At 68.0% G+C, this 12071-nt stretch carries 8 protein-coding genes; 4 read left to right on the top strand and 4 right to left on the bottom strand.

The window, feature by feature from the left end:
• A complete protein-coding gene (locus GGD82_RS15330; protein WP_170284346.1) occupies positions 1 to 711 on the top strand; it encodes an HD domain-containing protein in 711 nt (236 codons plus the stop codon).
• Between the two features lie 13 nt (positions 712 to 724).
• Here GGD82_RS15330 and GGD82_RS15325 read toward each other — a convergent pair whose 3' ends face one another.
• Positions 725 to 1120: a RidA family protein gene (locus tag GGD82_RS15325; RefSeq protein WP_246163941.1), complete on the bottom strand. Its 396-nt coding sequence runs from the start codon at positions 1118 to 1120 to the stop codon at positions 725 to 727.
• 110 nt (positions 1121 to 1230) lie between these two features.
• On the opposite strand from GGD82_RS15325, the gene GGD82_RS15320 reads away from it, so the two are divergent.
• Positions 1231 to 1596 (top strand): hypothetical protein, encoded by a 366-nt coding sequence (locus tag GGD82_RS15320; RefSeq protein WP_150063002.1) that lies wholly within the window; start codon positions 1231 to 1233, stop codon positions 1594 to 1596.
• A complete protein-coding gene (locus GGD82_RS15315) occupies positions 1593 to 3512 on the top strand; it encodes a pyrroloquinoline quinone-dependent dehydrogenase (RefSeq protein WP_150063001.1) in 1920 nt (639 codons plus the stop codon). The genes GGD82_RS15320 and GGD82_RS15315 overlap by 4 nt, the downstream gene beginning before the upstream one ends.
• Before the next feature lie 145 nt (positions 3513 to 3657).
• Here the strand turns inward: GGD82_RS15315 and GGD82_RS15310 are convergent, their stop codons facing one another.
• Complete coding sequence (locus GGD82_RS15310) at positions 3658 to 5838, bottom strand: methyl-accepting chemotaxis protein (RefSeq protein WP_150063000.1); 2181 nt, start codon at positions 5836 to 5838, stop codon at positions 3658 to 3660.
• A gap of 428 nt (positions 5839 to 6266) precedes the next feature.
• Between GGD82_RS15310 and GGD82_RS15305 the strand changes: the two genes are divergently transcribed.
• Positions 6267 to 9941 carry a hydantoinase B/oxoprolinase family protein gene (locus GGD82_RS15305; RefSeq protein WP_150062999.1) on the top strand — a complete coding sequence of 1225 codons (3675 nt, stop codon included), beginning with the start codon at positions 6267 to 6269 and terminating at the stop codon, positions 9939 to 9941.
• A gap of 21 nt (positions 9942 to 9962) precedes the next feature.
• Here GGD82_RS15305 and zapE read toward each other — a convergent pair whose 3' ends face one another.
• Both zapE and GGD82_RS15295 read right to left on the bottom strand, forming a co-directional pair.
• A complete protein-coding gene (zapE, locus tag GGD82_RS15300) occupies positions 9963 to 11147 on the bottom strand; it encodes a cell division protein ZapE (RefSeq protein WP_150062998.1) in 1185 nt (394 codons plus the stop codon).
• Complete coding sequence (locus tag GGD82_RS15295) at positions 11144 to 11872, bottom strand: LuxR C-terminal-related transcriptional regulator (RefSeq protein WP_150062997.1); 729 nt, start codon at positions 11870 to 11872, stop codon at positions 11144 to 11146. Before GGD82_RS15295 ends, zapE begins: the two co-directional genes overlap by 4 nt.
• Between the last annotated feature and the right edge of the window lie 199 nt (positions 11873 to 12071).

The following is a 12071-nucleotide window of genomic DNA, read 5'->3' as shown; positions in this document are numbered from 1 at the left end:
ATGGCCACCACACCCTCCCTATCCAGCCGCAGCCCACGCCGCGGTGCGCCGGCCGAGCCTGCGCCGCCACCCCGCACCCGGCCCGAGACCCAGGCCCGCCTCGCGGCCCATGCCCCGCGCACGTGGCAGCGCATGCTGTCCGGCCGGCGGCTCAACCTGATCGAGCCGTCGCCGCTGGATATCGAGATTGCCGACGTTGCCCTGGGTCTGGCCCGCAACACGCGCTGGAACGGGCAGACGTCGGGGGATCACGCATGGTCCGTGGCGCAGCATTCCGTGCTGGTGGTCGAGATCGTCCGCCGTCTGCTGGCCCCCCGGCGCGACACGAGCCTTGAACTGGCGGCGCTGCTGCACGATGCGTCGGAGTACGTGACCCACGACCTCATCACGCCGCTGAAGTCGGTGGTCGGCGACGTGTTCAAGGAGGTCGAGGACCGCTTGATGGTCGCGGTCCATATGCGGTTCGGCCTGCCGCGCCGCCTGGATCTGGAGCGCAAGGCCATCGTCAAGCGCGCGGACCTGATCGCCGGCGCGACGGAGGCGGTGCAACTGGCCGGGTTCCAGCCGACGGAGGTGCGCACGCTGTTGGGGATCAAGGAAAAGCCCCTGCCGGACGTTACCCTGCATCCGATGCCGTCGCGGGAGGCCGAGCGCCTGTTCCTGGACACCTACGAGGCTCTGGCGGCCCGCTATGCGCTGGAACGGCGGTAAATCGGCGCCGCGCTCAGGTCTGCGGCACCCAGGCGATGCAATCAATCTCCACCAGGGCATCGACCGCCAGTGCGGTGACGCCGACACAGGTGCGCGCCGGGCGCAGCTCAGGCGGGAAATACGTCTCGTACACGGCATTCATGGCGGCGAAGTCGCGCGGAAAATCCGTGAGGTAGACGCGCACCTGCACCACGTCCGGCCAGGACGCGCCGGCGGCCTCCAGCACCAGCGCGAGGTTATCCATCACACGGCGGGTCTGTTCCTCGACGCCGCCGGCCACTAGGGTCAGGCCGCCGCCGGGCAGGGTGGGCATCTGCCCGGTGACGAACAGGTAATCCCCGGCGCGGACGGCGTGACTGAACGGGGCCACGGGGGTGGGGGCGCCCGGGGCCATCACATGCTCGATCATGGTCGCGGTCCTTTGCTGATGCGGTGGGCCGGTCGGGTGAGGCCCTTGATGTAATCCCAATAGGTGCTAAATGGACTCGAAAGTGGGTTCATTGCGCCAAAGGAATTACAATGAGTAACGGCAGAGTGGGAGCCTACGGGCTCGGTCTGGCGGCCGCCGTAGGACTGGGGCTCGCCCTTTACACATATGCGACGCCATTGACCGGTGTGACCGGAACCGCGGGTGCGGCTATCGCGATTGCTTTGGCGACGGCGGTGCTTGTTTCGGCGGTCGGTCTTGTGGTCTCGCGGCGCCCCGGCTGGCGTAATGTCTTGCATGCGCTGGCGTTTGTCGCTCTCGTCGGGACGGCGATCGCTGCCTTTTTCCTGCATGAATGGGGCGTGCTCGTGGCCATGGCCCTCGGGCTGATGGCGCTGCTGGTCAGCCTGACCGGCATTGGGGCACGGACCCACAGCCGCACGGAGGTGTCGGGATGAGACACGGTCATCGCGCCGGGCTCGCCGGACTTCTGCTGACCGCCGGCCTCGCCGCGCCCGCGCTGGCGCAGGACACCGCCCGTTGGGATACGTTCCACGGGCAACTCAACGCACAGAAGTATTCGCCGCTCGATCAGATCACCGCCGACAACGTGGACCAGCTCGAAAAGGTCTGGGAGATCCACACCGGTGATATCTCGGACGGCACCGGCGACCGGCCGGCGACCGTGTGGTCGGCCACCCCGATTTACGCCAACGCGACGCTGTACATCGGTACGCCGTTCTATCGCATCCTGGCCCTTGATCCGGCGACGGGCGAGGAAAAGTGGAGCTTTGATACGCATTCGAGCCTGGAGGCTCTGACCCAGCCCGCGCTCAAGAACCGGGGCGTGGCCTATTGGGCGGCGGAGGACCCCGCTGAAGGCGAGACCTGCCAGAAGATCGTCTACCTGGGCACCATGGACGCGCGCCTGTTTGCGGTCGATGCCGACACGGGACAGCCCTGCGCGGGCTTCGCCGACAACGGCGTGTTCGACCTGAACCAATTCAACGACACCAACGCGCGCTGGCCTCTGTCGCTGTTGCAGCCGCCGACGGTGGTGGGCGATCACCTGTTGCTGGGCTGGGCCGGCAAAGACTGGGCGTTCGCGGAGGCGCCGCCTGGGTCGGTGTTCTCGCTCAACGCCCGGACCGGGGAGGTGGAGTGGGTGCTGCCGACCCTGCCGGAGGACATTCGGGAGAAGACCGGCACCGCCAACGTCTGGACCGCCATGTCCGCAGACGAGGAGCGCGGTCTGGTCTACCTGCCGATCTCCAGTCCGTCGCCGAACTATTGGGGCGGCAACCGGACCGAATCCATTCCGTTGGCGACCTCCACCACCGCCGTCGATATCGAGACCGGTGACGTGGTGTGGTCCCGGCAATGGGTGCATCACGACATCTGGGACTACGACACCAATTCGGCGCCGACGCTGGTCGACATCACCGTGGACGGGACGACGATCCCGGCGCTGATCCAGGCGACCAAGCAAGGCTTCTTGTTTGTCGTGAACCGGGAAACCGGCGAGGACGTCTGGCCGATCGAGGAACGGCCGGTCCCGTCCGGTGCCGTGCCCGGCGAGGTGTACGCCCCGACCCAGCCGTTCCCCACCAAGCCCGCGCCGCTGCTGGACCAGTCCACGAAGCCGGACGTGTGGTGGATCGCCGACGCGGTGGGGTTCGGAGAATGCTCGGCGCTGTTCGATCGGCTGCACTACGACGGCATGTACAGTCCGCCGACCACCGAGGGCGCGGGCGTGATGGCCTACCCCGATAGTTCGGGTGGGGTGCAGTGGGGCGGCGTGGCGTTCGATCCCGAAAGTCAGACCGCGATCGTGAACACCTCTCACATCGTGCAGTACATCCAGCTTTTCAGCCGCGCGGATTACGACACGCACACCGGCGGGTCGGGCAACGAGAGCGGGTTCTATCCGCAGACCGGCGCGCCCTTCGGCATGTCGCTGAAGGTCGCCATGAACTGGCTCGGCATGCCGTGCTGGGCGCCGCCGTTCGGGGAACTGGTCGCCATTGACATGCACACTGGCGACGTGTCCTGGCGTCGGCCCATGGGCGCATCGCAGAAGTACGGCTTCTACATGCCGGAGTCCCTGGGGTCACCGACCATTGGCGGGCCGGCGGTCACGGCCGGCGGCGTGATCTTCATCGGCGCGTCCATGGACGCCAAGGTGCGGGCCTACGCGCTGTCGGACGGGCGCGAGCTGTGGGAAGACATCGTGGAGGCGCCGGCCGTGTCGGTGCCCGCCGTCTATGAGCACCAAGGCCGCGAGTATGTGGCCTTCGCCGTGGGCGGCAACACGATCCTGAAGGATCAGGTCGGCGATCAGGTGGTGGTCTACGCCCTGCCGGAGGGCCGCTGATCGCCACCGGTGTTGGCGGGCGAGAGGGGGGCCGCTTAGAGCCGATCGTTCAAAACCGGACGCACAGAGTGGCCCCCTTTTGAACGTGAGCCGGCTCTAAGAAAAAGGTCCCTTTCGTGCCGGTTGGCGAGACGCCGGGTGGGTCTCAGGACCGGCGGATCTTTTCCAGGAACTGCCGCAGGGCCGCGCCCAGGTTCCTGGCCTCCTGCGTCAGGTCACTGGCGACCCCGAGCAGCGCGTGCGCCTGTTCGCCCGAGGCCTGCACATCCTGGCTCATCATGCCGATGGTCGAGGACACGTTGCCGGTGCCGTCAGCCGCGGCGCTGACGTTGCGGGAAATCTCCTGTGTCGCGGCGTCCTGCTCCTCCATGGCGGCGGCGATGGTGGCGGAAATGGCGTTCACCTGATCGATGACGGTTCCGACGTTCTCGATCAGGCCGGCCGTTTCCTGCGTGACCCGCTGCATGTCCTGAACCTGGGTGCTGATGTCCTGGGTCGCCTTGGCGGTCTCGTTCGCCAGGGATTTGACCTCGCCAGCGACGACGGCAAACCCCTTGCCCGCATCACCGGCGCGGGCGGCCTCGATCGTGGCGTTGAGCGCCAGCAGGTTCGTCTGGTTCGCGATGTCGGTGATCATTTGCACGACCGCGCCGATCTTGTTTGCGGCGGCGGTCAGCCCCAGCACCTGCGCGTTGGCCTCTCCGGCCGCCTTGGCGGCCTTGCTGGCGATTCCGGCGGAGGTGTTGACCTGCTGGCCGATCTCGCGGATGGACGCCGACAGTTCTTCGGTGGCCCCCGCCACGGCCTGGACGTTGCCGCTGGCGTGCTCCGCCGCCGAGGTGACGCCGGTGGCCTGTTCCGCCCCGCGCTTGGCCGCCTCGTTCATGGCGGAGGCTGCGGTGGTCATGCGCTGCGCCACACTATCGACCTGACGGACCACATCGCTGACGCTGCTTTCAAGGTCATCCGCGAGTTGAAGCATGGTCGCGCGCCGGGCGCTCTCGGCGGCCTTCTGGTCTTCAAGCCGTTGGGCGATGGACGCCTTCAGGTCGTCGCGCATCTTGATCAGGGCCCCGCCCAGAACGCCGATCTCGTCTTCCGAGGTCACGGTCAGCGTGCGCTCGAAATCACCATCGGCGATGCCTTCGGCGAAGCGCGCGCTGTCCTTCAGCGGGCGTGCGAGACTCCCCGCCAGAACCCACATAAGTCCGATGCCCACCACCGTCACGGCCAGACCCATGGCGATCTGGATCATCACCGCGGTCGTATTTCGCTCGCTCAGGTTCTCGGCCAACTGGGCCGCCTCCGCGAGGGCCACAGACCGGGGCACCTGAATCGACACCGCCCAATTGATGCCGGTGTCGCCCAACTGGAGGGGGGCGAAGGCGCGCAGGGTATCGGACCGCTCGTCGCTCGAAACCGTCGGTTCGGCCGCGCGGATCACGGCGAGGTCGGACGACCAGTCGGGACTGAGTGATTCAGCGGACTGGCCGACCATGTCCGGGTGTTTTGAGTGGGCCACCAGCAGGCCTTCTTCATTTAGGATCACCACTTCGCCCTGGCCCCGAAAAATCGACGCGCTGACCCGCTCAGCCAGGTCCGCGATGAACGTCAGGTCATAGTCGGCCCCCGCCACCCCCAAGAACGTGTCGTCCACGATGATGGGGGCCGAGAACGTGGCCAGATACACTTTCCGCCCCTGCACCACATAGGGCAGCGGCCCGAGGACGCTGGGGCGTCCCGTTTCTTGCGGGCCTAGAAACCACCCACCCTTTCGCAAGCCGTTGGGATGACGACTGTCGCTGTCGTATTCGACCAGGGCCTGAAGTCCGAGCTTGCCATCCTGGCGGGTCCAGTACGAAAGGAACCGTCCGGTGTCGTCGGTTCCCTGGTCCCGTTGACCGCGAAAGTCCGCGTCGCGCCCGTCGATGGCGTCGGGCATCCAGGCGGAATAGGTGCCGTTGAAGGCCGGGTTGTTCAGCAGGACATGTCGCAGGATTGCGTTCACCTGCGCGCGGCGCACATCGGGCGGCGTGGTCACCGCACGGTCCGCGGCGGCCATGACGGTAAAGGCATCGGCCAGGGTTTGCGCGGTTGTCAACGCATCGATCAACTCGGCGCGGATCGCGCCGCTTTGCGCTTCGGCGGTGGAGAGCAAAAGGTCTTCGGCGTTGCCTTCCATCTCATTGGTTGTCTCGTCCGCCACGAACCCAGCATTGAGGTTGGCGACAATGACACCGGTGGTGACCAGCAGAAGGGCTGAGACGACGAGACACACACCGGACAGGGATGCGATCTTAAGCTGAATTGACGTGAACCGGACCATATGCATTGCCTCCGGGCCGCGCGATTGGCGCAAACGCTTTTTGTGTGTCCGATACCATCTATACCGGACATCGGAGGGCAACCAAATGTGAAAAGAAAAAAGGGACCCTGATGTGCTCGCAATTATAGAATTCCGTCTGCTGTCTCGGGTCGAGAAATGAACCTCTCCTATTTTTTATATCCCTGGTCTCGTGCGTATAATGTGTCGGACCGTTTGGGTGCGTTTGGTTTTTGAAGCGTTTTCTGTGTCCAAACCGGAGTCGCTCAGGGTGTCGGGTCGTCTATCAAAGCGAGTGGACAGATGACTCGGCTATCGGCCTTCTCCGGTGGGGCCGGTTCGGGCGCGTCACGTTCCGGCGAACCTGATATAACGCCACGCTGTCGCTTCGTTGGCTTTCGCTCCTGTTTGCGTCCGGAGACCGCCTGTCGATGACCGAGTCCCCCGCGTCCCCCGCGTCCCCCGCCGCCGGATCGTCCCAGCCGACCCCATCCCGCAACGCCCCCCAGGCCGCCGAGACGTCGGACCTGTGGCAGATCTGGATCGACCGGGGCGGCACCTTCACGGACCTGGTGGCGCGGCGGCCGGACGGTGCCCTGGTCACGCACAAGCTGCTGAGCGAGAACCCGGAGCAGTATGCCGACGCGGCCCTTCAGGGCATCCGCGACCTATTGGGGGTGGGGCCGGACGATCCCATTCCGGCGGACAGGATCGAGGCCGTGAAGATGGGCACCACGGTCGCCACCAACGCCCTGCTGGAGCGCAAGGGCGACCGGGTCGTGCTGGTCACCACGCGGGGCTTCGGCGACGCCCTGCGCATCGGCACGCAGAACCGCCCCGACCTGTTCGCGCGCACCATCGTGCTGCCGGAGGTGCTGTACGAGCGCGTGGTGGAGGTGCCGGAGCGCATGACCGCCGAGGGCGAGGAGATCCTGCCCCTGGATGAGGACGCCGCCCGCGCCGGTCTTCAGGCGGCCTATGACGACGGCATCCGCGCGGCCGCCGTCGTGTTCCTGCACGGCTACCGCTATCCGGAGCACGAGGCGCGCGTGGCCGCGATCGCTCGCGCGGTCGGGTTCCCCCAGGTCTCCGTCAGCCACACCGTCAGCCCGCTCATGAAACTCGTCGGGCGTGGCGACACCACCGTTGTGGACGCCTACCTGTCGCCGATCCTGCGGCGTTACGTCGATCAGGTGGCGGGGGACCTGGGCGACGTCCGCTTGATGTTCATGCAGTCCAACGGCGGCCTGACCGACGCCCGGCTGTTCCAGGGCAAGGACGCCATCCTGTCCGGCCCGGCCGGCGGGGTCGTGGGCATGGTGCGCACGGCGGAGATGGCCGGCTTCACCAAGCTGATCGGCTTCGACATGGGCGGCACCTCCACCGACGTGTCGCACTACGACGGCGATTACGAGCGCACGTTTGACACCCAGGTGGCGGGGGTGCGGGTGCAGGCGCCGATGATGCGCATCCACACCGTGGCGGCGGGGGGCGGCTCCATCCTGCATTTCGACGGCGCACGCTTCCGCGTTGGTCCGGACAGCGCCGGGGCCAACCCGGGCCCGGCGTGCTACCGGCGGGGTGGGCCGCTGGCGGTGACGGACTGCAATGTGGTCCTGGGCAAGCTGCAACCGGATTACTTCCCGCGCGTGTTCGGGCCCAACGCCGACGAACCGCTGGACGCCGAGGCCGCCCGCGCCGGGTTCGCCGCCATTACCGAGCGGATCGGGGATGGCCGCCCGGCCGAGGCGGTGGCCGAGGGCTTCCTGAAGATCGCGGTCGAGAACATGGCGAACGCGATCAAGACCATCTCCATCCAGCGTGGCTACGACGTCACCGAATATGCGCTGGTCTGCTTCGGTGGGGCAGGCGGGCAGCACGCCTGTCTGGTGGCCGATGCGCTCGGCATGTCCACGGTGTTCCTGCATCCGTTCTCCGGCGTGCTGTCGGCCTACGGCATGGGGTTGGCGGACGTGCGCACGATGGGCGAGCGCGCGGTCGAGGCGGCGCTGGACGAGGCTGGGGCGACCGACGCGGCGGTGGCCCTGGGCCACCTGGCCGAGGAGGGGCGGGCCGACATCGCCCGCCAGGGCCTCGACGAGACCGACGTCACGGTGTTGCGCAAGGCGCACCTGCGCTATCAGGGCTCCGACACCGCGCTGGTCGTGGACGCCGGGTCGGCGGAGGCGATGGCGACCGCTTTTGCCGAGGTGCACAAGGCGCGCTACGGCTTCGTTCTGGACAAGCTGATCGTCATCGAGGCCGTCTCCACCGAGACCATCGCCACCTCGGTCGCGATCGACGAGGCCGATCTGGACCGGCCCGCCCGCGACGGCGATCCCGAGCCGCGCGACCGGCGGCGGTTGTTCAGCGGCGGCCAATGGCACGACGCCCCCATTCACGACCGCGACGACCTGCGCCCCGGGGACACCATCGCCGGGCCGGCGATCATCGTGGAGCCGACCGGGACCCTGGTGATCGAGCCGGGCTGGCGCGCGGCCTTCACGGGCAAGGGCCACATCGTGCTGGAACGGGCGGAGGCGCGGGCCGGCGCCCACGCCATCGGCACCCAGGCCGATCCGGTGATGCTGGAGGTGTTCAACAACCTGTTCATGAACATCGCCGAGCAGATGGGCGCCACGCTGCAAAACACCGCCTATTCGGTGAACATCAAGGAGCGGCTGGACTTCTCCTGCGCCGTGTTCGACGGCGCCGGGCATCTGATCGCCAACGCGCCCCATATGCCGGTGCATCTGGGCTCCATGAGCGAGTCCGTGCGTGCCATCATGGCGGTGCATGCGGGCACCATGCGGCCGGGGGACGTGTTTGTCACCAACGCCCCCTACAACGGCGGCACCCACTTGCCCGACGTCACCGTGGTTACCCCCGTGTTCGACACGGACGGGCGCGAGATCCTATTCTACGTCGGGGCGCGCGGCCATCAGGCCGACATCGGGGGCATCACGCCGGGGTCCATGCCGCCGACCTCCACCACCGTCGAGGAAGAGGGCGTGCTGATCGACGCTTTCCACCTGGTGGACGCCGACGCCGGGTTCCGCGAGGCGGCCTTGCTGGCGCTGCTGGAGGGCGGGGCGTGGCCGGCGCGCAACCCGCATCAGAACATCGCCGACCTTCAGGCCCAGATCGCCGCCAACGAAAAGGGCGCGCAGGAGCTGCGCCGCATGGTCGATCACTTCGGGCTGGAGGTCGTGCGCGCCTATATGGGCCACGTCCAGGACAACGCGGAAGAGACGGTGCGTCGCGTGCTGGGCGTGCTGGAGGACGGCGCGTTCACCGTCGCCATGGATGACGGCGCCGAAATCCACGTCCGTATCACGGTGGATAAGGCGGCGCGCAGCGCGGTGGTGGACTTCACCGGCACGTCACCGCAGCAGCCGGGCAACTTCAACGCGCCGAAGCCGATTACGCGGGCCGCCGTGCTGTATGTGGTCCGCACCCTGGTGGACGAGCCGATCCCGATGAACGAGGGCTGCCTGAAGCCGATCGAGGTCCGCGTGCCGGAGGGCTGTATGCTCAACCCGGCCTATCCGGCCGCCGTCGTCGCCGGCAACGTGGAGACCAGCCAAGCGGTGGTGGACTGCCTGTACGGCGCGCTTGGGGTCTTGGCCTCCGCCCAGGGGACCATGAACAACCTGACCTTCGGCAACGCCCACTATCAGTATTACGAGACGATTTGCGGCGGGGCCGGGGCCGGGCTGGACCACGACGGCGCGTCGGCCGTTCACACCCACATGACCAACAGCCGCCTGACGGACCCGGAGGTGCTGGAATTCCGCTTCCCCGTGCTGGTGGACGATTTCCGAGTGCGGGCGGGCTCGGGCGGCGCGGGGGCCCAGCGGGGTGGCGACGGCGTGGTGCGCCGCCTGCGGTTCCGCGAGGCCATGACCGCCGCCATCCTGTCCAACCGCCGCCGGGTGCCGCCGTTCGGCCTGCACGGTGGCGCGGACGGGGCCTGTGGGCGCAACACGGTGGAACGCGCCGACGGCACCGTCGAAGAGCTCGGCCCCACGGACTCCACGGCCATGGCCCCGGGCGACGTCTTCGTCATCGAAACCCCGGGGGGCGGGGGGTATGGGAAAGGGTAGGGGGTGCTGCGCCCTTCGCCGCTATGCCCCCGCGCCGTGCCGATCCAGCAGGTGCGGGCGGCCGAGGTAGTCGGCGGCCTGCATCTCGATCAGGCGGGAGACGGTGCGGTCGAACTCGAACCGGCCTTCGCCTTCGGTGTACAGCTCCGTCGGCGGCACGGCGGCGGAGCAGATCAGGGCCGTGCGGTGCTCGTACAGGGCATCGATCAGCAGCACCAGACGACGCGCGCGGTCCCGGTCGCGCGGCCCCAGAGCCGGAATGCCGTCCAGGATGACGGCCTCGTACAGGCTGGCGATTTCCAGGTAGTCGTTGGCCCCGAGCGCCCGGCCGCACAGGTCGTCGAACCCGAACCACGCCACGCCGTTGCCGGCACGCGGGACGGGCACGGTCCGGCCCTGCACGGTCACGGTGTCGGGGGCTTCCGGCGTACCATCGAGCAGGGCGTTGAAAATCCGCTCCAGGGCCGCCGCGCTGTCTGCATTCAGGGGGGCGTGATAGACGGTCTGCCCGCTCAGACGACCCAGGCGGTAGTCCTGCTGCGCGTCCAGTTCCAGAACATCCAGCCGCGCCTCCAGCAGGTGGATGAAGGGGATGAACTTCTCGCGTTGGAGCCCGTCTTTGTACAGGTCCGTCGGATGCCGGTTCGAGGTGGTCACGACCACCACCCCTCGATTCAGCAGGTGCTCGAACAGGCGCGCGACGATCATGGCATCGGCGATGTCGCGGATTTCCATCTCGTCGAGGCACAGTAGGGTGACGGCGTCCGCGATCTGGTCCGCCAGCCGCACCAGCGGGTCGCGGCCGTCCTGACCCGCGCGGCGCCATGCGTGCAGCGTCTCGTGGACCTCGCGCATCAGGGCATGGAAGTGGACGCGGCGCTTGCGCTCCAGCGCGGCGCCGCTATGCAGCAGGTCCATCAGCATGGACTTGCCGCGTCCGACCGCGCCGTGGATGTACAGCCCGCGCGGGGCCATGGCCGCGTCGATCTCGGCCGTTCGGCGGGAGCGTCCGGGCAGAAGCCGGCCGAGCAGACCGCCGCCGCTGGGGCCGCTCTTCCCGGCCGGGCGGTTACGGTCATGCGCGGGCAGGATCGCCGCCAGCGCATCGAGTCGATGCACGACGTGTTCCTGCGCGGTGTCGGGGCGTAGCGTGCCGTCTTCAAGCAGGGCGCGGTAACGCGCCAGCGGTCCGTCGGTGAGGGTCACGGAAGGGGCTCGCCTCCGGCCCGCGCCGGCCCGCCGCCCGTGGGGAAGCCCAACCGCGCCGCCGCCACCACCGCGCCCGTCCGGTTGTGGACCTTCAGCGCTTTCAGAATGGCGGTGACGTGCAGCTTCACCGTGCCCTCGGACAGGTCGAGGACACGGGCGATCTCCTTGTTGGACTTGCCCTGCCCAAGCAACCCCAGAACCTCGCGCTGCCGCGGGGTCAGGCTGGCGGCCGCCGGGGAGTTCATGGCGGTGGCGGCGGGATCGGCCATGGCCTCGGCCGAATTCATGCCGAGGGGCAGGGCGGCCTTCAGGCTGGCGACCTCGCCGTCCTCCAGCAAGGCCGGCGGCAGGTAGACGCCGCCGGACAGGACCAGACGCAGCGCGCCGATCATCACCTTGCTGCTCGACGTTTTTGGAATGAAGCCGGAGGCGCCGAGCCGCACCGCGTCGGCCACAAGCCGCCGGTCCTCGGCCGCCGTCAGCACGACCAGCGGGGTCTCCCCGACGCGCTGCTTCAGCGCCGTCAGCCCCTCGTTCCAGGTCATGCCGGGCATCACGAGATCAAGCAGCACGAGATCAACGCCGGGCGGCTCCGAGGCCCGGGTGATGGCTTCGTCGAAGGTGCTGGCCTCAAGAATCTCCAACGCGGGATCCAATTCGGTCAGCACCAGGCGCAGTCCGTCCCGGAACAAGCCGTGATCGTCGGCGATCAGAATTCTCACCGGAGCCTCATGTCTCTGGGCGGCGGGCCGTGTGCCGACGCTTGCCGCGCTCCGTCCCTCACTCGCTCAGGCCGGGGCCTCGCTGAAGCCCTGTTGAACCTAGCCTTTCGTCATAGCGCCATCTTAGGCGTGTTTTCGTTCCCTGGCAAAGTGTTCCGTGGCGGTTCACGATTCCGTGTCGGCGGGGCGGGGGCGGCGG

Source organism: Roseospira marina, assembly GCF_014197855.1.
Classification (GTDB): Bacteria; Pseudomonadota; Alphaproteobacteria; order Rhodospirillales; family Rhodospirillaceae; genus Rhodospira; species Rhodospira marina.
The sequence above is the reverse complement of the archived record's forward strand: the minus strand, read 5'-3'. Positions and strand labels throughout refer to the sequence as shown.

Coding starts and splice junctions, on each gene's coding strand:
- GGD82_RS15330 (WP_170284346.1), top strand. CDS start 1: ATGGCCACCACACCCTCCCTATCCAGCCGCAGCCCACGCCGCGGTGCG.
- GGD82_RS15325 (WP_246163941.1), bottom strand. CDS start 1,120: ATGATCGAGCATGTGATGGCCCCGGGCGCCCCCACCCCCGTGGCCCCG.
- GGD82_RS15320 (WP_150063002.1), top strand. CDS start 1,231: ATGAGTAACGGCAGAGTGGGAGCCTACGGGCTCGGTCTGGCGGCCGCC.
- GGD82_RS15315 (WP_150063001.1), top strand. CDS start 1,593: ATGAGACACGGTCATCGCGCCGGGCTCGCCGGACTTCTGCTGACCGCC.
- GGD82_RS15310 (WP_150063000.1), bottom strand. CDS start 5,838: ATGGTCCGGTTCACGTCAATTCAGCTTAAGATCGCATCCCTGTCCGGT.
- GGD82_RS15305 (WP_150062999.1), top strand. CDS start 6,267: ATGACCGAGTCCCCCGCGTCCCCCGCGTCCCCCGCCGCCGGATCGTCC.